This is a genomic window from Streptomyces sp. H39-S7 (assembly GCF_027158205.1).
Classification (GTDB): Bacteria; Actinomycetota; Actinomycetes; order Streptomycetales; family Streptomycetaceae; genus Actinacidiphila.
The window spans coordinates 42,492-62,848 of the sequence record NZ_JAPVLU010000031.1 but is presented as its reverse complement, the minus strand read 5'-3'; the positions used below and the strand labels follow the sequence as shown (position 1 = coordinate 62,848).

General features: G+C 70.7%; 17 protein-coding genes. 11 read left to right on the top strand and 6 right to left on the bottom strand.

Going from position 1 to position 20,357, the window contains the following annotated elements; genetic code table 11:
• Positions 1-34 precede the first annotated feature (34 nt).
• From O3X23_RS27340 to O3X23_RS27325, 4 genes are read left to right on the top strand one after another with little or no spacing between them, the layout of a single operon-like run.
• Positions 35-463, top strand: a complete 429-nt coding sequence (locus O3X23_RS27340; protein WP_269274231.1) for a roadblock/LC7 domain-containing protein — start codon at positions 35-37, stop codon at positions 461-463.
• On the top strand, positions 460-840 hold the full coding sequence (locus tag O3X23_RS27335) for a DUF742 domain-containing protein (protein WP_269274230.1): 381 nt from the start codon (positions 460-462) through the stop codon (positions 838-840). The genes O3X23_RS27340 and O3X23_RS27335 overlap by 4 nt, the downstream gene beginning before the upstream one ends.
• Positions 815-1,408, top strand: coding sequence for a GTP-binding protein (locus O3X23_RS27330; protein ID WP_269274229.1), 594 nt, complete (start codon positions 815-817; stop codon positions 1,406-1,408). Before O3X23_RS27335 ends, O3X23_RS27330 begins: the two co-directional genes overlap by 26 nt.
• Before the next feature lie 26 nt (positions 1,409-1,434).
• Entirely contained in the window at positions 1,435-1,995 is a 561-nt protein-coding gene (locus tag O3X23_RS27325; protein ID WP_269274228.1) for a GAF domain-containing protein, read from the top strand.
• On the opposite strand, the gene O3X23_RS27320 is transcribed toward O3X23_RS27325, so the two are convergent.
• Positions 1,996-3,255, bottom strand: coding sequence for an acyl-CoA dehydrogenase family protein (locus O3X23_RS27320; protein WP_269274271.1), 1,260 nt, complete (start codon positions 3,253-3,255; stop codon positions 1,996-1,998).
• A gap of 320 nt (positions 3,256-3,575) precedes the next feature.
• Here O3X23_RS27320 and O3X23_RS27315 point away from each other — a divergent pair, with 320 nt between their 5' ends.
• The 3 genes from O3X23_RS27315 (at position 3,576) to O3X23_RS27305 (ending at position 7,337) form a co-directional block, all read left to right on the top strand.
• Complete coding sequence (locus O3X23_RS27315) at positions 3,576-4,133, top strand: PadR family transcriptional regulator (RefSeq protein WP_269274227.1); 558 nt, start codon at positions 3,576-3,578, stop codon at positions 4,131-4,133.
• Between the two features lie 22 nt (positions 4,134-4,155).
• On the top strand, positions 4,156-5,856 hold the full coding sequence (locus tag O3X23_RS27310; RefSeq protein ID WP_269274226.1) for an acyl-CoA dehydrogenase: 1,701 nt from the start codon (positions 4,156-4,158) through the stop codon (positions 5,854-5,856).
• 92 nt (positions 5,857-5,948) lie between these two features.
• On the top strand, positions 5,949-7,337 hold the full coding sequence (locus O3X23_RS27305; RefSeq protein WP_269274225.1) for a VWA domain-containing protein: 1,389 nt from the start codon (positions 5,949-5,951) through the stop codon (positions 7,335-7,337).
• A gap of 70 nt (positions 7,338-7,407) precedes the next feature.
• On the opposite strand, the gene katG is transcribed toward O3X23_RS27305, so the two are convergent.
• Entirely contained in the window at positions 7,408-9,642 is a 2,235-nt protein-coding gene (katG, locus tag O3X23_RS27300) for a catalase/peroxidase HPI (RefSeq protein ID WP_269274224.1), read from the bottom strand.
• Between the two features lie 358 nt (positions 9,643-10,000).
• Between katG and O3X23_RS27295 the strand changes: the two genes are divergently transcribed.
• Complete coding sequence (locus tag O3X23_RS27295; RefSeq protein ID WP_269274223.1) at positions 10,001-10,411, top strand: Fur family transcriptional regulator; 411 nt, start codon at positions 10,001-10,003, stop codon at positions 10,409-10,411.
• Positions 10,412-10,484: 73 nt separating this feature from the next.
• Here the strand turns inward: O3X23_RS27295 and O3X23_RS27290 are convergent, their stop codons facing one another.
• Both O3X23_RS27290 and O3X23_RS27285 read right to left on the bottom strand, forming a co-directional pair.
• On the bottom strand, positions 10,485-11,789 hold the full coding sequence (locus O3X23_RS27290; RefSeq protein WP_269274222.1) for a serine hydrolase domain-containing protein: 1,305 nt from the start codon (positions 11,787-11,789) through the stop codon (positions 10,485-10,487).
• Positions 11,790-12,074: 285 nt separating this feature from the next.
• Positions 12,075-12,962 (bottom strand): sigma-70 family RNA polymerase sigma factor, encoded by an 888-nt coding sequence (locus tag O3X23_RS27285; protein ID WP_269274221.1) that lies wholly within the window; start codon positions 12,960-12,962, stop codon positions 12,075-12,077.
• A 103-nt stretch (positions 12,963-13,065) separates the two neighbouring features.
• On the opposite strand from O3X23_RS27285, the gene O3X23_RS27280 reads away from it, so the two are divergent.
• Both O3X23_RS27280 and O3X23_RS27275 read left to right on the top strand, forming a co-directional pair.
• Positions 13,066-13,839 carry an SDR family oxidoreductase gene (locus O3X23_RS27280; RefSeq protein WP_269274220.1) on the top strand — a complete coding sequence of 258 codons (774 nt, stop codon included), beginning with the start codon at positions 13,066-13,068 and terminating at the stop codon, positions 13,837-13,839.
• Between the two features lie 235 nt (positions 13,840-14,074).
• Positions 14,075-16,549 (top strand): SpoIIE family protein phosphatase, encoded by a 2,475-nt coding sequence (locus O3X23_RS27275; RefSeq protein WP_443047987.1) that lies wholly within the window; start codon positions 14,075-14,077, stop codon positions 16,547-16,549.
• A gap of 41 nt (positions 16,550-16,590) precedes the next feature.
• On the opposite strand, the gene O3X23_RS27270 is transcribed toward O3X23_RS27275, so the two are convergent.
• The gene (locus tag O3X23_RS27270; protein ID WP_269274219.1) at positions 16,591-17,235 is read right to left on the bottom strand and encodes a DUF1707 SHOCT-like domain-containing protein; all 645 of its coding nucleotides are present in this window, start codon (positions 17,233-17,235) and stop codon (positions 16,591-16,593) included.
• 4 nt (positions 17,236-17,239) lie between these two features.
• Positions 17,240-17,668, bottom strand: a complete 429-nt coding sequence (locus O3X23_RS27265) for a hypothetical protein (protein WP_269274218.1) — start codon at positions 17,666-17,668, stop codon at positions 17,240-17,242.
• Between the two features lie 291 nt (positions 17,669-17,959).
• On the opposite strand from O3X23_RS27265, the gene O3X23_RS27260 reads away from it, so the two are divergent.
• The gene (locus O3X23_RS27260) at positions 17,960-20,272 is read left to right on the top strand and encodes a terpene synthase family protein (RefSeq protein WP_269274217.1); all 2,313 of its coding nucleotides are present in this window, start codon (positions 17,960-17,962) and stop codon (positions 20,270-20,272) included.
• The last annotated feature ends 85 nt before the right edge of the window (positions 20,273-20,357 follow it).

The window sequence follows — 20,357 nt, the reverse complement described above, 5'->3', positions numbered from 1 at the left end:
CCGCGTCACCTTCCTCGCAAGGAGTCCTTCCACCATGGTGAGCGACGTCCCCCCCGGCCGCGATCTCGCATGGCTGCTGGCCGACCTGGTCAGCCGCGTCCCCCATACCCGCAGCGCTGTGCTGCTCTCCTCCGACGGGCTCAAGAAGGCCGTCCACGGCCTTGACGGCGACAGCGCGGACCATCTGGCGGCGGTCGCCTCCGGGTTGCGGTCCCTGGCGGGAAGCGCGGGTGTGCGCCTCGGCGGCGGACCGCACGTACGCCAGGTGGTGGCCGAACTGGAGGACGCGCTGCTGTTCGTGTCCGCCGCCGGATCCGGCAGCGCGCTGGCGGTCATGGCCGGGCGGGACGCCGACCCCGGCGTCCTCGGCTACGAGATGAACCGCCTGATCCAACAGGTCCGGCCGAATCTCGAGACCCCCGCCCGCGCCGCGACCGCCCTGACGGGTGACGTTGTACGGTGACGGCGGCGGAGGAGCAGGACGAGCCCCTGATCGACGACGATGCCGGTCGCTTAGTCCGTCCGTACACCGTGAGCAACGGCCGCACCCGCCCGACCACGGCGCTGGACATGCTGTCCATGGTGCGTGCCACCGGGAGCGTCCCGTCGGCGCACCTGGAACACGATCACGCCCGGGCGCTGGACATGAGCCGGAGGCCGGTCACGGTCGCGGAGGTGGGGGCGCAGCTGCGGCTGCCCGTCGCCATCACCAAGATCGTGCTGTCCGACCTCATCGACTGGGGAGCCCTCACCTCGCGACCTCCGCTCCCGCCCGCCGACCTGACCGACCGAGCCGTTCTGGAGGAAGTGCTCGATGGCCTACGCCGACGACAGCAGTGACCTGTTTCCCACCGCGTTGAAGATCCTGGTCGCGGGCGGCTTCGGCGTCGGCAAGACCACGTTCGTGGGCGCGGTCAGCGAGATCGAACCGCTCAGCACCGAGGAGATCCTGACCTCGGCCAGCGTCGCCACCGACAGCCTCGCCGGCGTGGAGAACAAGACGACCACCACCGTCGCCATGGACTTCGGCCGCATCACCCTGGACGCGGCGCACATCCTGTACCTGTTCGGAACCCCGGGACAGGACCGCTTCTGGTTCATGTGGGACGAGCTGTCCGACGGCGCGCTCGGCGCCGTCGTCCTGGCGGACACCCGCCGGCTCGCGGACTGTTTCGCGGCCGTGGACTTCTTCGAACGGCGCGGCATCCGCTTCCTCGTCGCCGTCAACGAATTCGCCAGTGCCTACACCTATGAACCCGACGAGGTGCGGGCCGCGCTCGATCTGAGCCCGCACGTGCCGGTGGTCATGTGCGACGCCCGCGAGAGCCGCTCCTCGACCGGGGTGCTCATCGACCTCATCAGCCACCTGCTGAGCACCGCGTCATCCCGACACCAGCCCGTCCACTAGACATGCCAGACCAGGGAAAGGCCGTCATGAGCTACGACCCCGCAGAGCGGCACCTGCTGATCCCCGAGGACACCGAAGCGGCGCAGCGCGACGAGCGGCTGCGCGCGATGGGCCTGACCGACCGCCCCGACGCGCAGCTCGACGAGTTCGCCGCCCGCCTCGCGGCGACCACCGGCGCCTCGTACGCCATGGTCAACCTCTTCGTGGACGGCCGGCAGTACTTCGCCGGGCTGCACACCCCCTCCGGGCCGCAGACCGCCCCCGCCTCGGAGGCGGCCGCGGAGCCGGGCCGGGAGATGACGTACGATCAGGGCTTCTGCCCGCACGTCGTCAACCGGCGCAAGTCACTGGTGCTCGAAGACGTCTGCGACTACCCGCGGTTCGCGGGGAACCGGGTGGTGGACGAGCTGGGAATCCGCACTTACCTCGGTGCCCCGCTCATCGACCACACCGGCACCACGCTCGGCACGATCTGTGTCGTCGACATCGAGCCCCGGCCGTGGGGCCAGAGCGGCCTGGAGACGATCAAAGCCATGGCGGCCGAGGCCGTGGAACTGCTCAAGCAGCGCGAGGCGGGACTCGCGTAGTCAGCCGCCCACCAGGTGAGCCGTTGCGACCGACGCCACCGGTTCGGCGTCGAGCAACGGGTCCTCGTAGGCCTCGGGGGACCGCACCACGTCCGCGAACCGCTGCGACCACTGGCCCTTGCCCAGCCCCAGCGCCACCTCGCCGAGCCGCAGCAGTTGGACGTCGGAGGTGCCGGCCGGAGCGAAGATGTGGTGTGCGTCGCGGATGTACCGTTCCACCGGCCGGTCGGTGAACAGCCCGCTGGCGGCGTGCAGTTCCATCGCGTTGCGCGCCGAGTCCAACGCGTACTCGACGTTGATCAGTTTGGCGTTCATCAGCTCCGCGTCGCAGGGCAGTCCGAGATCGAGCAGATACGCCGCGTGGTAAGCGGCCAACCGGGCCGTCATCAACCGCGACTGCATCTGGCCCAATTTGAGCTTGACGGGACCGACTTCATGCAGGGGCTTGCCGTAACGATGTCGCTCGGCGCAGAACTCGGCGGTCTCCTCCACCAACGCGCGGTGGATTCCGAGCGAGACGGCGGTCAGGTTCGGCCGTCCATACAGGACGCTGGAGGAGTACGCCACGGCCAGTCCGTCACCCTCGGAGCCGAGCATGTTCTCCGCCGGTACACGGCAGTTGTCGAACGTCAGCTCGCCGAAGCTGAAGCCGTGCAGGCCCATCGCGGCCTGGTGCAGACCCAGCGAGACGCCGGGCCTGTCGGCCTCCACCAGGAAGGCCGACAGGCCGCCCGAGCCGGCTCCGGTGCGGGCGACGACGCCGTGCAGGTCGCCGACGTGGCTGTTGCCGACGAAGACCTTGCGGCCGTTGAGGACGTAGGAGTCCCCGTCGCGCACCGCGCCGGCCGTCATCCCCAGGACGTGGCCGCCGGAGCCGGGCTCGGTCACCGCGATGGTCGGCAGGCACTCACCAGCGGCGATGGCGGGCAGCCAGCGCTTCTTCTGCTCCTCGCCGCCGAAGTGCACGATCTTCGCGACGCCGAGCTGGGAGGCCTGCACCATGGCCCCCATCGCGCCGCTGACGCGCGACAGCTCCTCGATGATGACGGTCTTCGCGAGGTGCCCCAGGCCCATCCCGCCGTACTGGGCGGGGATGGTGACGCCGATCCACCCCTGCGCGGCGATGAGCCGGGACAGGCCGTGCTGTACTGCCCTGGAGGACTCCATCTGCGGTATTCGAGGTCGTACATGCGTCTCGGCGAAGATCCGGACTTCTTCTCGTAGATGCTCATGCCGCTGCGTAGTGAAGTAGCCGTGCAACTGAGCCTCCGTCGTGCATTGCCCGTCAGCCGCGGGTTCGGCGTCCAGGTCGTGGGCCCACGCTGCCCCGCAACAGGTCGACACGTTCATGGTGGATATACCAGGAGCACCATTCAAGATCGTTTGTTGGATTGGCTGGATCTCGACCTCTTGCCGACCCCTCGCGGGTGTGCGTTCTCGCGCGATTCTGATGGCCGTCGACCGCCGTCGACTGCTGCGGACCGACGTCGACCGCCGGTGGTCTGCTCGGGACGTGATTCCTGTCTCAACCGGGCGGGGCGGCATTGCCTATGCAACTCGTTGCATAGCAGGATGCGGGCATGGCCCTAGAGCACGCGATCCTCGTCTCCCTGCTGGAGCAGCCCGGCTCCGGGTACGAGCTGGCGCGCCGTTTCGACCGCTCCATCGGCCGCTTCTGGACCGCCACCCACCAGCAGATCTACCGGGTGCTGCGGCGGATGGAGACGGACGGCTGGATCGCCGTCGAAGAGGTCGCCCAGGACAGCCGGCCGGACAAGAAGGTGTACTCCGCGGCGGCGCCGGGCCGGGCGGCCCTGGCCGGCTGGCTGCGCGAGCCCGTGGAACCGGAGACCGTACGGCACGAGCTCGCCGTCAAGATCCGCGCCGCCGCCTTCGACGAGCCGGCCGCGCTGAAATCGCTGATCTCCGAGGTCGAGCGGCACCGCGAGAGCCATGCCGCACTGCTGGCCCGCTACCTCACCGGCGAGCGGCGCGATTTCCCGGACCGCGACCCCGCGGCGTCCTCCCCTCAGCAGGAGCTGCAGCACGTGGTGCTGCGCGGCGGAATCGAGTACGAGCGGATGACCCTCGCCTGGCTCGACGACGTGCTCGCCACGCTCCACCGCATCGCCAACTAACCCTCGTTCCCCTGGAGTCGACATGCTCTTCAACCCGCGTACCTACGACCCCGTGCAGTTCGACGAGCGCACCCGACAGCTGCTCCGCGCCACCGTCGACTGGTTCGAGTCGCGCGGCAAGAAGGCCCTCATCGACACCTACGTCGACCGCGCCTGGTACGGCGACTTCCTGGAGTTCGCGGCGAAGGAGGGGCTCTTCGCGGAGTTCCTCACCCCGTCCTCCGCGGACGGCTCGAAGCGCTGGGACACCGCACGGATCGCCGAACTGAACGAGATCCTCGGCTTCTACGGCCTGGGCTACTGGTACACCTGGCAGGTCACCATCCTGGGTCTGGGACCGGTCTGGCAGAGCGGGAACGAGGCCGCGCGGGCGCACGCCGCCAAGCTCCTGGACGAGGGCCACGTCATGGCCTTCGGCCTCTCCGAGCGGACGCACGGCGCTGACATCTACTCGACCGACATGATCCTCACCCCGGACGGTGAGGGCGGCTTCACCGCGAGCGGCTCCAAGTACTACATCGGCAACGGCAACGTCGCCGGCCTGGTCTCGGTCTTCGGCCGCCGTTCGGACGTCGAGGGCCCCGAGGGCTACGTCTTCTTCGCCGCCGACAGCCGCCACGACGCGTACCACCTGGTGAAGAACGTGGTGAACGCGCAGATGTACGTCAGCGAGTTCCGCCTCGACGACTACCCGGTGCGCGCGCAGGACGTGCTGCACACCGGCAAGGCCGCCTTCGACGCCGCGCTGAACACCGTCAACGTCGGCAAGTTCAACCTGTGCACCGCGTCCATCGGCATCTGCGAGCACGCGATGTACGAGGCCATCACGCACGCGGACCACCGGGTGCTGTACGGGCGGAAGGTCACCGAGTTCCCGCACGTGCGGCGCGAGCTGACCGACGCCTACACCCGCCTCGTCGCGATGAAGCTCTTCAGCGACCGCGCCGTCGACTACTTCCGCTCCGCCTCGCCCGAGGACCGCCGCTACCTGCTCTTCAACCCGATGACGAAGATGAAGGTCACCACCGAGGGCGAGAAGGTCATCGACCTGATGTGGGACGTCATCGCGGCCAAGGGCTTCGAGACGGACACCTACTTCGACAAGGCCGCGCGCGACATCCGCGGCCTGCCGAAGCTGGAGGGCACGGTGCACGTCAATCTCGCCCTGATCCTCAAGTTCATGGCGAACTACCTCTTCGCCCCCGCCGAGTACCCCGCCGTGCCCACCCGCCTCGACCCGGCCGACGACACGTTCCTGTTCCAGCAGGGGCCGGCCCGGGGCCTGGGCGCGATCCGCTTCCACGACTGGCGCACCGCGTACGACGCGCACGCCCACCTGCCGAACGTGGCCCGGTTCCGCGAGCAGGCGGACGGCCTGTGCGCGCTGCTCAGCACCCACGCGCCCAGCGAGGCCCAGCAGCAGGACCTGGACTTCCTGCTGGAGATCGGCCAGCTCTTCGCCCTGGTGGTCTACGGCCAGCTCGTGCTGGAGCAGGCCGAGCTGACCGGCCTCGACGCCGACGTACTGGACGAGATCTTCGACGTCCTGGTCCGCGACTTCTCCGCGCACGCCACCGAGCTGCACGGCAAGAGCTCGACCACCGACGAGCAGGCCGCCTGGGCACTCGCCCACGTGCGCCGCCCCGTCGCGGACGCCGGGCGCGCGGCCCGCGTCTGGTCCCAGGTGGAGGCGCTGTCCGGCGCGTACGAGATGCGGCCGTAGGACCGTCGGCCGAGGGGGCGCCCCGGGCGGCGCCCCCTCGGAGCCGGCCGGCACCGGTGGTGCTTTTCCGCCAGTGCGGCAGACTGGCCGTCGTGACCTCGACACCTTCGCTCGGTAAGGGCGCCAACGTCCCCGTCGCCGCCGGCGCCGTCCGCGCGGTACTGACCTGGGACGCGGGCCCCGGCGTGCCGGACGTCGACGCCTCCGCGCTGCTGCTCACGGAGGCGGGGCGGGTGCGTTCCGACGCCGACTTCGTCTTCTACAACCAGCCGGAACACCCCACGGGCGCGGTGCGCCACGTGGGCTCGGCGGCGTCCGGCGAGGACGTGATCGAGGTGGACCTGGGCCGGATCGGGCCCGGCGTCGAGCGCGTCCTGCTGGGCGCGTCCGCCGACGGCGGCACCTTCGGCCAGGTCCCCGGGCTGCGACTGCGGCTCCTCGACCGGTCGACCGACGCCGAGCTGGCGCGGTTCGACATGACGGCCACCACCGAGACCGCCTTCCTGGGCGGCGAGCTGTACCGGCGCGGGGACGGCTGGAAGTTCCGCGCGGTGGGGCAGGGGTACGCGTCGGGCCTCGCGGGCCTGGCGCAGGACTTCGGGATCAGCGTGGACGAGGAGCCGCCGGCCGCGACACCGGCGCCCATGCCCGTGCCCCCGCCCATGCCGGTACAGCCCCCGCCGGCGGGACCGGTCGCCCCGTCCCGGCCCGCCCGGCTCACCAAGGGCGAGGAGAACCTCCCCGTCGACATGCGCAAGCGGCTCTCGCTGCGCAAGCAGCAGGTCGCCGTCAGCCTGCGCAAGCACGGTGCGGAGGGCGTGGTCGCGCGGGTCGTCCTGGTCCTCGACGCCTCGGGATCGATGGCCGGGCTCTACTCGCGCGGCACCGTCCACAGCGTCGTGGAGCGGATGGCGGCGGTCGCCGCTCAGGTCGACGACGACGGGGAGATGCAGGCCTGGACGTTCGCCTCGCACCCGGCCCGGCTGCCCGATCTGACCGTCGGCGGCCTGCCCGGCTGGCTCGAACTGCATGTGCGGGTGGGCCAGATCAGTCTCTTCGGCCGGAAGAAGCCGCCGAAGGGACAGCGGCCCGGACAGGTCGACATGCGCGTGGTCGGCATCCAGAACGAGGAACAGAAGGTCATCGCCGAAGTCCGCGACTTCGTGCGCGCCAACCCGGCGCAGGCGCCGACCCTGGTGCTGTTCTTCTCCGACGGCGGTGTCTACCGCAACGCCGAGATCGAGACGGAGTTGCGCGCGGCCGTCGAGGAGCCGGTGTTCTGGCAGTTCGTCGGGCTGGGCCGGGCCAACTTCGGGGTGCTGGAGAAGTTCGACACCATGCCGGGGCGGAGGGTCGACAACGTCGGTTTCTTCGCCGTGGACGACATCGACAAGGTCTCGGACGAGGAGCTGTACGACCGTCTCCTGCAGGAGTTCCCGTCCTGGCTGAAGGCGGCCCGCAGCGCCGGAATCCTGGGCTAGTCCGCGGACGCGCAACGCAAGACGTCCGGGCCGGCCCGCGGTGGGCCGGCCCGGACGTCGGGCGATCGGATCAGACGAGGTCGAACCGGTCGAGGTTCATGACCTTGACCCACGCTGCGACGAAGTCCTTCACGAACTTCTCCTTCGCGTCGTCGCTCGCGTAGACCTCCGCGAGCGCCCGCAGCTCCGAGTTGGACCCGAAGACGAGGTCGGCCCGGCTGCCGGTCCACCTGACCTCGCCCGTGGAGGCGTCGCGACCCTCGAACGTGTGCGCGTCCTCGGACATGGCCTGCCACGTCGTGCCGAGGTCGAGCAGGTTGACGAAGAAGTCGTTGGTCAGCGTCCCGGGGGTGGTGGTGAGGACGCCGAGCGACGACTGCTGGTGGTTCGCGCCCAGGACGCGGAGACCACCGACGAGGACTGTCAGTTCGGGGGCGCTGACGGTCAGCAGGTTCGCCCGGTCGATCAGCAGGAACTCGGCCGGCAGCCGGTTGCCCTTCCCGAGGTAGTTGCGGAACCCGTCGGCGGCCGGCTCGAGCGCGCTGAACGACTCCACGTCGGTCTGCTCCTGCGACGCGTCGACGCGGCCCGGCGTGAAGGGGACCTCGACGTCGAAGCCGCCGTCCTTGGCGGCCTTCTCGACGGCCACGCCGCCGGCGAGCACGATCAGGTCGGCGAGCGAGATCGCCCTGCCGTCGGTCCGGTCGGCGTTGAAGGCCTGCTGCACGCCCTCCAGAGTGCGCAGCACCTGCGCGAGCTGGTCGGGCTCGTTGACCTCCCACCCGCTCTGCGGCTGCAGACGGACGCGGGCGCCGTTGGCGCCGCCGCGCTTGTCGCTGCCGCGGAAGGAAGCGGCCGACGCCCAGGCGGCGGAGACGAGCTGGGACACCGACAGGCCCGAGGCGAGGATCCGGCCCTTGAGGTCGGCGATGCCGGCGGCGTCGACGGGCTCGTGCGCGGCCTCGGGGAGCGGGTCCTGCCACAGCAGCGTCTCGGTCGGGACCTCCGGGCCGAGGTAGCGCACGACGGGGCCCATGTCGCGGTGGGTCAGCTTGAACCAGGCGCGGGCGAACGCGTCCGCGAACTCGGCCGGGTTCTCCAGGAAGCGGCGCGAGATCGGCTCGTAGGCCGGGTCGATCCGGAGCGCGAGGTCGGTCGTCAGCATCGTCGGCGCGTGGCTCTTCGCCGGGTCGTGCGCGTCCGGGACGGTGCCCGCGCCGGCGCCGTTCTTCGGCTTCCACTGGTGCGCGCCCGCGGGGCTCTTCGACAGCTCCCACTCGTTGCCGAACAGGATCTCGAAGAAGCTGTTGTTCCAGGTCGTCGGGGTGTCCGTCCAGGCGCCCTCAAGGCCGCTGGTGATCGTGTCGCCACCCTTGCCGGTGCCGAACGAGCTCTTCCAGCCGAGGCCCTGCTGCTCGAGCGGGGCGGCCTCGGGGTCGTCGCCGACGTTGTCCGCGGGGCCGGCGCCGTGGGTCTTGCCGAAGGTGTGGCCGCCCGCGATCAGGGCGACGGTCTCCTCGTCGTTCATCGCCATCCGCAGGAACGTCTCACGGATGTCGCGGGCCGCGGCGAGCGGGTCCGGGTTGCCGTTGGGGCCCTCGGGGTTGACGTAGATGAGGCCCATCTGGACCGCGCCGAGGGGGCTCTCCAGCTCGCGGTCGCCGGTGTAGCGCTCGTCGTCGAGCCAGGTGGTCTCGGGACCCCAGTAGACGTCCTCGTCGGGCTCCCAGACGTCCGCACGGCCGCCGCCGAAGCCGAAGGTCTCGAAGCCCATCGTCTCCAGGGCGACGTTGCCGGTGAGGACGATCAGGTCGGCCCACGAGAGGTTGCGGCCGTACTTCTTCTTCACCGGCCACAGCAGGCGGCGGGCCTTGTCGAGGTTGGCGTTGTCCGGCCAGCTGTTGAGGGGGGCGAAGCGCTGCTGCCCGGCCCCGGCGCCGCCGCGGCCGTCGCTGATGCGGTAGGTGCCGGCGCTGTGCCAGGCCATCCGGATCATGAACGGCCCGTAGTTGCCGTAGTCGGCCGGCCACCAGTCCTGCGAGGTGGTGAGCACCTGCGCGATGTCCTGCTTGACGGCGGCGAGGTCGACGCTCCGGAACGCCGCGGCGTAGTCGAAGTCCTCACCCAGCGGGTTGGCCACGGCCGGGTTCTTGGCGAGGATCTTCAGGTTGAGCCGTTCCGGCCACCACTGGCGGTTGCCGCCGCCCTGCGTCGGGTGCGCGGCGCGCTCGTGCGCGACGGGGCAGCCACCCGCGCCGCCCTCCGCCTTCGCGTCTACGACGATTGCATCATGGTTCTCAGACATGGAATTCCTTCCGGACCGGACGGATCACGTGGCTCAGGAACTGGCTCAGGAACTGGCTCGGGAACGGTGGGCGGTGGAACAAGCCGGGCACGGGCGTCGCCGCCCCGGAAGCATTGAGGAGCGCGCCGCGGGGGGCCGTCACCCGCGGGCCGGGCACCGCGCGGTTCCACGGCGGTGGTCCCGTCACGTTTCTGTCTCCTGCCGTACTGGAGTCTTCCTGTCCCTTGGCTATTGCCGGAACCGATCCTACGATGGACAGATTCCAAGTCAAGAAGCACGCCAGACGCATATCCAATCGGAGCCCGGGCATCCATCGGTAAACTTCGGGTACCCCACCGAACCTGAATAGGTGAACCGTATGAGTGACCTGCTGGAACGACTGCGTGGCCGTGGCTGGCGGATGACGTCCCAGCGACGTGTCGTCGCGGAGGTCCTCGACGGTGATCACGTGCACCTCACGGCCGACGAGGTGCACGCCCGCGCGGCACAGCGGCTGCCCGAGATCTCTCGCGCGACCGTCTACAACACCCTCGGCGAGATGGTGACCCTCGGTGAGGTCATAGAGGTGGCCACCGACGGCCGCGCCAAGCGCTACGACCCCAACGCCCACCACCCGCACCAGCACCTGGTGTGCTCCGCCTGCGGCACCATCCGCGATGTTCACCCGACCGGGGACCCGCTGGCCGCCCTTCCCGTACCGGAACGCTTCGGCTTCGCGGTCTCGGCGGTCGAGGTCACCTACCGCGGTCTGTGTCCGTCCTGCGTCTGAGCGGATCGGCGGCCGGTCCGGTGGCCGCACGCCCGCACCGGGGTCGCACGGCCACCGGGCCGGAACGCAAGGACTAGCGGCGGGCGACGTTCGGCGCGATGTCCTCGTAGAACGGGGCCGACGGCGTGGCCGTCGGGGACCGCTGCGCGGACGGGGCCTGGGCGGCCGGCGTCTTCGGCGCGGGGGCCTTGCCGCAGAAGGCCGCTTCGAGGGTGTTGCCCAGGATGGTGTTCACGTTGCCGTTGTTGGACGTGTTGGCCATCGAGGTGACGCTGCGGAGGCCGTCGCGGGTGGTGAAGACGTACGAGTAGTACCCCTGCACGGTGCCGGTGTGCCCGTAGACCGAGATGCCGCAGGACAGGACCCGCTGGCGCAGGCCGAGCCCGTAGAAGCGGGTCCCGGTGCCATCGCTCGGGGTCATCGTCAGCATCTCGGTGAGCATGCCCGCGCTCAGCAGCCGCCCGCCCATCAGGGCGGAGAAGAAGCGGTTCAGGTCACGGGGGTTCGAGACCATCGCGCCCGCGGACTGGGCCCACGAGAGCGTCTGCTCGGTGGAGTCGACCAGCGGGGCGCCCGCCTCGTCGGGCGTCAGGTAGCCGTTGATGTGGCCGCCGGGGATCGTGGCGCTCGGGTGCACGTAGACGGTGCTGGTCAGGTTCAGCGGGTCGATGATGCGCTGCTCGTACTCGGTGCGCACCGGTTGACCGGTGATCTTCTCGATCAGGGCGCCGACGACCACGAAGTTGGTGTTCGAGTACTGGTAGGCGGCGCCCGGCTCGGCCGTCGCCGGGTGGGCGAGCGAGAGCTTGACCAGCTCCTGGTACGTGAAGACCTTGTTCCGGACCGCCTCGAACCCGGGGACGGTGTCGGCGAACATGTCGTTCGTGTAGTCCCACAGGCCGCTGCGGTGGGTCAGCAGGTGCCGTACCGTGATCGTCCTGTCGGACAGCAGTCCGGGCAGGTACGTGTCGACCGACGTGTCCAGGGCGACCTTGCCCTCCTGGACGAGCTGCAGCAGCACCACCGTCGAGAACGACTTGGTGATGCTGCCGATACGGAAACGCGCATCGGTGTTCATCGCCTGCCCGTCGGAGCGGTCGGCCACCCCGGCGGTCTCCCGGTGGACGGTCTCTCCGCTGTCGCCGTCGATCCGGGTCATCACGCCCGGCGCGCCGCCGGCCATCACCTGCGTGAAGACCTGGTGCAGGGCATCGAGATCCGGCTGCGGCAGCCCGTCGCCGGGCGTATGCCGGGTGGCGTTCCCCGCCACGGTCTCCGTCGCCTGGGCCTGGGCCGCGAGGGCCGGGACCGAAGCGACGACGAGAGCCAGCACCGAAGCACTCATCACCGCGCGCTTGCCGAACTTGCCTTGCACCATGACGCTCCTTGTTCTCGAGGACGAAGACGCGGCCGACGACGCACGCGGCGCCGGACCACCGCCGGGCAGCGTCGCACCCGGCACCCCGTGCCCGGCGGGGGTCCGGGCAGGGGGGTGCCGGGTGACCGGCTGATCCGGTGATCATGGCAGTCACGGGAACGCCTCCCGTGGATGCCGCGCACCTTCTCGCCGTCGAAGAGCGTCCGGTGCCGCGTTTGGTTCCATGGTCGGTGATCTTGTGCGGCCGTTCGGGGGGCCGGCCGCTCCGGGACGGCGCGCGGGGCGTCAGTCGTCGAGGACGGCGAACTCGACCTCGCGCAGGCCGTCCTGATCCGCAATCACTTCGATCTCGGTGATCAGGCCGTCGGTGATGGTGAAGCCGAGAACCAGGAACAGCCGTCCGAGCGGGGCCATCGCGAGCCCCACCGCTCCGTTGACGAGTGCCGGCACGGTGGACCGGGCACGTTCCATGGCGGCCATCGCACCCGTGGCCACGGTCCGCCGACCGCTGATGACGATGGGCTCCGGGCTGGGCACGACGGACGTGTCGGCCCGCAGCACGACATCCGGGTGGAGGAGGACGACCAGGGCGTCGAAGTCGCCGCCGCGGGTGGCGGCCAGGAAGGCCTCGACGACCCGGCGTTGGCGGCTCAGATCGGCGTCGGGCACCGGGCTGCCGCCCTTGACCCGGCGGCGGGCCCGACGGGCGAGCTGCCGCGTCGCGGCGGGGGAGCGTTCGATCATCGGGGCGATCTCGTCGAAGGGCACGGAGAACATGTCGTGCAGGACGAACGCGAGCCGCTCGGGCGGCGTGAGCGTGTCCAGCACCACCAGCAGGGCCAGGCCGACGGAGTCGGCCATCATCGCCTCCTGCTCGGGGTCGGCGCCGTCCGCGCGGCCGAGCGCCGGGCCGTCGGGCTCCTGGAGCTCCAGGGGTTCCTCACGGCGGTGGTCGCGCGAGCGCAGCATGTTCAGGCATATGCGGGACACGACGGTGGTCAGCCACGCGGCGAGGTTCTGCACCTCGTCGACGTCGGTGCGATCGAGGCGCAACCAGGTCTCCTGCACGGCGTCATCGGCCTCGCTCACCGAGCCGAGCATCCGGTAGGCCACCGCTTGCAGACGAGTCCGCTCCTCCTCGAAACGCGCGATCAGCACAGCGTTCTCGTCCATCGGTCACATTCCTCCGGCGCCAGGGGTCATAGGAGTAGATCCACAGAACAGAGCCGAAGGTACCGGGAGGCCGACTCCCGGATCGACCGAACTTGGAGCAGCCATGACGTCAACCATCCTGGTCACCGGTGGTACGGGCACCCTGGGTAGCCATGTCGTTCCGCTGCTGCGGGCGGCCGGGCGCGACGTGCGGGTCCTCAGCCGGCAGGGCCGCGAGTCCGCGGACGGCGTCGAGTACGTGAGCGGCGATCTGCTCAAGGGCGAGGGGATCGAGGCCGCGGTCGCCGGCGTCGACGTCGTCCTGCACCTCGCCGGCGGGCCCAAGGGCGATGACGAGGCGACCCGGAACCTGATGGACGCGGCCTCGCGGGCCGGAGTGCGACACGTGGTCCACATCTCGGTGATCGGCACGGACAAGATGCCCTTGGGCTACTTCCGGGCCAAGTTGGGCGCGGAGCGGGCCGTCGCCGAGTCGGGCATTCCGTGGACGACGCTGCGGGCCGCCCAGTTCCACGACCTGGTCCTGACGGTGGTGGAGAAGATGGGCAAGCTGCCGGTGATACCGGTCCCGGGCGGACTGCGGTTCCAGCCGGTCGACGCGCGCGAGGTCGCGGCCCGGCTGGTAGAACTGACCCTCGGGGAGCCGGCCGGCCTGGTGCCCGACCTGGCGGGACCGAAGGTCTACGGAATGGCGGATCTGAGCCGCGGCTACCTGCGGGCGCGCGGCAGGCACCGCCTGCTGATGCCGGTGCGGATGCCCGGAAAGGCAGGCCGCGCGTACCGGGCCGCCGAGAACCTGTCGATCGACGGCGCCGTCGTCGGCAAGCGGACCTGGGAGGACTTCCTGGCGGAGCGGGTCGGCCAGGACGAGGCCTGAAAGCTGGTTCCAGGGTCTTCCGGGGCCGGTCCACGCCGTTGTTCCCACCGGCCTGCCGAAGGCGCCGCCAGGGGGCTCCCGCTTGCGCCATACGGGTGTCCCGATGCGCGGGGCGGGCCGGGCCCGCCCGGGCCGGTGGGCCCGGCGCGTGCCGGAGCGGTTGTGGCGGCGGGGCCGCGGGCACACCATGAAGGTCAAGGCGGAACTGTGCGATGCGATGGACGGAGCTGACGGGGTGGACTCCCGTGGACCCCTCGACGTCACTCGAGCAGCCACGGCCGTGCTGGACGCCCGCGGCAAGGTCCTCGGGTGGAGCCCGGCCGCCCAGGAGCTGCTCGGCTACGAGCCGCGCGACGTCCTCGGGCGGCCCGCTGACGACCTGCTGGCACGCCGCGCGGGCACCGGCGGGTACCCCGGCCCGCTGGGGGACCCCCCGAGCACCCGCAGCGTGGTCCTGCACCTGCGCCACCGCGACGGCGACACGCTGCGGATCGCCACGACGATGGTTCCGGTGTCCAGCGACGGGTCGGGGCCCGCGTGGATGCTCGTGGCCGCCGAGTCGGAGGAGCTGTCCCGGTGGGAGGCCCAGCAGGCCATGCTGCAGGGACTCGTCACCCGCTCGTCCGTGGGCCTGGCGATCTACAACGAGGACATGCGCGTCGTGTGGATCAACGCCGAGCTGCACCGCGAGATGGGGACCACGCAGTACATCGGAGCCTCCCCGGACGAGATGCTCCTGGGCGGTGAGATCCTCTCCGCGGAGTACCCGCCCACGCTGGAACAGGTCATGCGCAAGGTGCTCGCGAGCGGCGAGCCCGTCATCGATCTGCACTACGGCGGGCGCGCGCCCGTCGAGCCGGAGGAGGACCGCGTCTGGTCGTGCTCCTACTACCGGCTGCAGGACGATCAGGGCACCCTGCTGGGCGTGTGCGAGGAGTCGGTGGACATCACCGACCGCTACCGGGCCCAGCAGCGGCTGGCGCTGCTCGTGCGCGCCGGAGGGCGCATCGGCACGACCCTGGACATGAGCCGCACCGCGCGGGAGCTCGCCGACGTCGCCGTCCCGCAGTTCGCGGACACGATCACCGTCGACCTGCTGGAGGCGGTGCTGGAGGGGGACCAGTCCACGCCGGGGACCACCCCCGGGCGGCGTCTGGTCCGTATGTGGGGAACCGCGGGCGCGGAGCAGGGCCCGTCGGCCGCGGGGAATCCGCCCGGCGTCTCGGCGGGACAGGTGGTCGGCTACCCGCCGTCATCGGCCCAGGCACGCAGCCTGGTCCTGGGCCGGAAGGTCCTGCACGGCCCCGAGGACACCGAGGACGGCCTCCAGGGTGCTGGGACGGGCGACCCGGCGCGCGACGCCGGGGAGCCGCGGTTCCGTTCGTGCCTCGCCGTGCCGCTGCGCGCCGGAGGCAGTCCGATCGGGCTCGTCACGTTCTTCCGGGAGCGCCCCACCGACCTCTTCGACGAGGGCGAGGTGGACCTCGCCGACGAACTCGTCGCCCGCACCGCGGTCTGCTTCGACAACGCCCGCCGGTTCACCCGTGAACACCACGCCGCCCTCCGGCTGCAGCGGAGCCTGCTGCCCAAGAGCCTGCCGCCGCAGACGGCCGTCGAGCTGGCGTACCGCTACCTGCCCGCCGACAGCGGGGCGGGGGTCGGCGGCGACTGGTTCGACGTCATTCCCCTGTCGGGCACCCGTGTCGGCCTGGTGGTCGGCGACGTGGTCGGGCACGGCCTGGGGGCCGCCGCCACCATGGGACGGTTGCGCACGAGCGTCCGGGTCCTCGCCCAGCTGGACCTCGCCCCGGACGAACTCCTGACGCGTCTCGACCACCTGGTCGGCCAGTCCGCCAAGGAGTGGGCCATGGTCCGCGGTGAGGAGGGCGGAGGCCCCGAGGAGGACGACGCCCTGGGCGCGACGTGCCTGTACGCGGTGTACGACCCGGTGACCGGGCAGTGCAGCATGGCGCGCGCCGGCCACCCGTTGCCGGCCGTGGTCGACGCGGAGAGCGGCATCGTCAGCTATCCGGACCTTCCCGCGGGCCCGCCGCTGGGGCTGGGCGGCCTGCCCTTCGAGAGCACGGACCTGCAGCTGCCCGCGGGCAGCCTCATCGCGCTGTTCACGAACGGCCTCGTCCAGTCCTCCGAGCGTGACATCGACGCCGGGCTCGACCGGCTCGACGAGATCCTCGCCGACCACCGGCGTCCCCTGGAGGAGCTCGCCGACCGGGCCGTCTCGACGCTGCTCCCCGGGCCGTCGAACGATGACGCGGCCCTGCTCCTCGTCCGGACCCGCAGGCTCGACAGGTACCGGGTGGCCATGTGGGAGCTGACCCCCGATCCGGTGATGGTCGGCCGCGCCCGCGCCGCTGCCACCGGGCAGCTCGGCGAATGGGGGCTGGACGACGTGTCGTTCACCACCGAGCTGATTGTCAGCGAGCTGGTCACCAACGCCATCCGCTACGCCGACGGCCCCATCCAGCTGCGGCTCATCCGTGATCAGAGCCTCATCTGCGAGGTCTCCGACTCGGGACACACCTCGCCCCACATGCGCCACGCGGCGAGCGACGACGAAGGCGGTCGCGGCCTCTTCCTCATCGCGCAGATGACCGAGCACTGGGGAACGCGCTACACGCCCACCGGCAAGACGATCTGGGCCGAACAGGACCTGCCTCCCGCGGACAGCGCGTCACAGGCGGACCCGTAGTCCGCAGCCGCCGTCCTTCCGGGCTGCCCGTGGCCTCGGGGTCAGCGGGGCAGCGACGTCAGATGCGGGGGTCGGCGCAGCAGCCACCGCAGGAAGCCACGGCGCGGCGGCCTGGGCGGTCGCACCGTGAGGCTGCCGCTGCGGACCTTGCCCGTCACGTGGATCCGCAGCCGGATCGGCGTCCCGGGGTCCACCCGGGCCCGATGACGCACGCTGCCGCTGCTCACCGCCACCTCGTCGACGTCCACGAAGACGTCCGGCGGCACGATCAGGGTCACCGAACCGCTGCGCACCGACGCCTCGATCTCCAGGGTGGGCGAGGCTATGACGGCACTGGTGAAGTCGAGGACGACGGAGCCGCTGTCGGACTCGATCTCCATCTGGCGGGGCACCGCCCACGTGCCCTCACGCTTCGTGCTCGCGCTGTCGACCGCGATCCGCGACCTGTCCTTCGGGGCGGGAACGGGGGCGCCGACCCATCCCGGGCCTGCCGCCGGCAGATCGGTGAGCAGCACTTCGAGTTCGCCGTAGGTGCGGGCGGTCAGCGCCACCTCGAGCCGTTCGTCCAGCTCTTCCGCGGTCAGCCTGCCGTCTCCCGCGGCGACCCGCAGTCGCTCCACGACCTGGTCCCGGTCTTCGTGGGACGCGCGCAGTTCGCCGTGCTCGGGCACCAGTTCACCGGACATGCCCTCACTGTAGTGCGAGTTCGCGGTGGTGCGGCAGTTCGACGACCTCGGCTCCGTGTCCGCGGAGGAACAGCGCGACGGAGTCGGCCGTGTGGTCATCCAGGGAGAGCACCCAGAGGCCGGGTATGAGGACGGTGCCGACGACGCCCATCGCGACCCGGGCGAGCAGCAGGGTCAGCTGCGGCCGGGCGGCCCGGTGCGAGACGCCGTTGTCGAGGAATATCTCCGGGGCGTGGTGGCCGAGCCGGCGGGCGTGCTCTTCCAGGGCGCGCAGGTGGACCGGCATCCGCCACTGGTCGTAGGGGTAACAGCGCAGGTAGACGGCGGTCCCCGCCCGACCCCGGTACGTGTCCGCGGCGGACATGATCGCCTCCTTGTCACCCGAGCGCTGCTTCTCCGGATTCGCCGGGTCCGGCGTGGGGATCGGTCCCACACCTACTGCATATCCCCCATAGTGGACCGAATCGGTGGTCGTTGTCTATACCAATGGCGGTAATTCCGACACGGGCGCCACGGTGTTTCCGGCCCGAGCGGCGGGCGGTGCCCCTGGCGGTGTCGGCGCACGGCGGAGGCCCGCAATTGCAGACCCGCCGGCACGTTCGAGGCGTTTCGGCGGAACGTCATACTTTCGTGTGAGCCGATGCCGACCTCCGAATGGCCGACGGCTCCATGGGCATGACTGGGCCTGGACCAACCGGCGCACGACGATCGGAGGGACGGCCCAGTGACGCAGCCGTTTGACCTGCCTGAGTTCTACATGCCGTACCCGGCCCGGCTCAACCCGCACCTGGAAGCGGCCCGTGAGCAGTCCAGGGTGTGGGCCCGGGGCATGGGCATGTTGGAGGGTTCGGGGATCTGGGAGCAGAAGGACCTCGACGCCCACGACTACGCCCTGCTGTGCTCGTACACCCACCCGGACTGCGACGCGGACGTCCTGGCACTGGTCACCGACTGGTACGTGTGGGTGTTCTTCTTCGACGACCACTTCCTGGAGCTGTTCAAACGGACGCCGGACCGGGAGGGCGGCAAGGAGTACCTCGACCGGCTGCCGGCGTTCATGCCGATGGATCTGGCCGACGGCTTCCCGGAGCCGCGGAACCCGGTGGAGGCCGGGCTCGCCGACCTGTGGGCGCGCACCGTGCCGAGCATGTCGTACGGCTGGCGCGAGCGCTTCGCGGAGTCGACGCGCAACCTGCTCAACGAGTCCCTGTGGGAACTCTCCAACATCGACACGGGGCGGGTCGCCAACCCCGTCGAATACATCGAGATGCGGCGGAAGGTCGGCGGGGCGCCCTGGTCGGCGGGGATCATCGAGTACGCCGCGGCCGCGGAGCTGCCGCCCCCGGTCGCGGGGACCCGTCCGCTGCGCGTCCTCACCGACGCCTTCTCGGACGGCGTCCACCTGCGCAACGACCTCTTCTCGTACCAGCGGGAGGTGGAGGACGAGGGTGAACTCAGCAACGGCGTGCTGGTGTTGGAGAGGTTCCTGAGCTGCACGACGCAGGAGGCGGCCGATTCCGTCAACGACCTGCTCACCTCCCGGCTGCAGCAGTTCGAGAACACCGCGCTGACCGAAGTCCCCGCACTCTGCGTCGAGAAGGGCCTCGATCCCGCCCAGTGCGCGGCGGTCGCCGCGTACGTCAAGGGCCTGCAGGACTGGCAGTCCGGCGGCCACGAGTGGCATCTGCGCTCCAGCCGCTACATGAACGAGGGCGCGGTCACCGCTCCCGGCGCGCTGTTCGGCGGAGCCGTCGGCGCGTCCGTCCTGGACATCAGGACGCTCTTCGGCCGACCCGCCCGGGCCCGGCTGCGCAGCCACAGCAACGTGCCGCGCCGCGAGGTCGGCCCCTCCCGCCTGCCGGACTTCGACCTGCCGTTCCCCCTGACGATCAGCCCCCACCTCGATCACGCGCGCAAGGAATCCATCGCGTGGGCCGGCCGGATGGGTCTGCTCGCCGATATCTGGGACGAGGCCAAGCTCGCCGGCTACGACTTCGCCCTCTGCTCGGCCGGCCTCGACCCGGACGCCACGCGTGAGGAGCTGGAGCTCAGCGCGGAGTGGCTGACCTGGGGGACCTACGGCGACGACCTGTACCCGCTCGCCTTCGGCCGTACCCACGACCTCGTCGGTGCGAAGGTCTGCACCGAGCGCCTCAAGGCGTGCCTCACCGTGGACGACCCGGCCGCCGGAGCCGCCCTGGCCGTCACCCCGATGGAGCGCGGTCTCGCGGACCTGTGGGGCCGCACCACCGAGCCCATGGACCTGGACCAGCGCCTGGCCTTCCGGCGCACCATCGACGTCATGCTGGACAGCTGGCTGTGGGAACTCCACAACCAGCACCAGAACCGCATCCCCGACCCCATCGACTACATGGAGATGCGCCGGCTGACGTTCGGCTCCGACCTCACCATGGCCCTGTGCCGGATGCGGCACGGCAAGAAGCTGCCGCCGGGCATCTACGAGAGCGGGACGCTGCGCGCGATCGAGAACGCGGTCTCCGACTACGGGTTCCTGATCAACGACGTCTTCTCGTACCAGAAGGAGATCCAGTACGAGGGGGAGATCCACAACCTCATCCTCGTCGTCGAGAACTTCTTCGACTGCGACTACCCGACCGCACTGAACATCGTCGCGGATCTGATGGCGTCCCGGCTCGACCAGTTCCAGCACGCCATGGAGCACGAACTCCCCGTGCTCTACGACGACTTCGCGCTGGACGCCGAGGGCCGGGCGACCATGGACGCGTACATGAAGGAGCTGCAGGACTGGCTCGCGGGCATCCTCAACTGGCACCGGGGCGTACGCCGTTACTACGACGCCGACCTGCCCGGCGCCCTGCCCTACAGCGGCGTTCCGCACGCGCCCGTGCCCCGGACCGGCCTGCCGTCCGGGCCGCAGGCGCCGCCGTCCGTGCCGTCACCCGGGGAGCACCACTGGGCCGCACCGGGAGGGCTGGGCACCTCGGCCGTTCGCCTCTTCATCCCCTCGCCCACGGAGCGGTCCCACGACCGGGGCGCCCGCAGGGGGGCTGTCTGAGGCGTTGCCGCTGCCCATCTCAACCCCGTTCCGCGGCTGATCGTTCCCGCTCCGGCTGTGATGATCACCCCATCGCTCCCGCCTT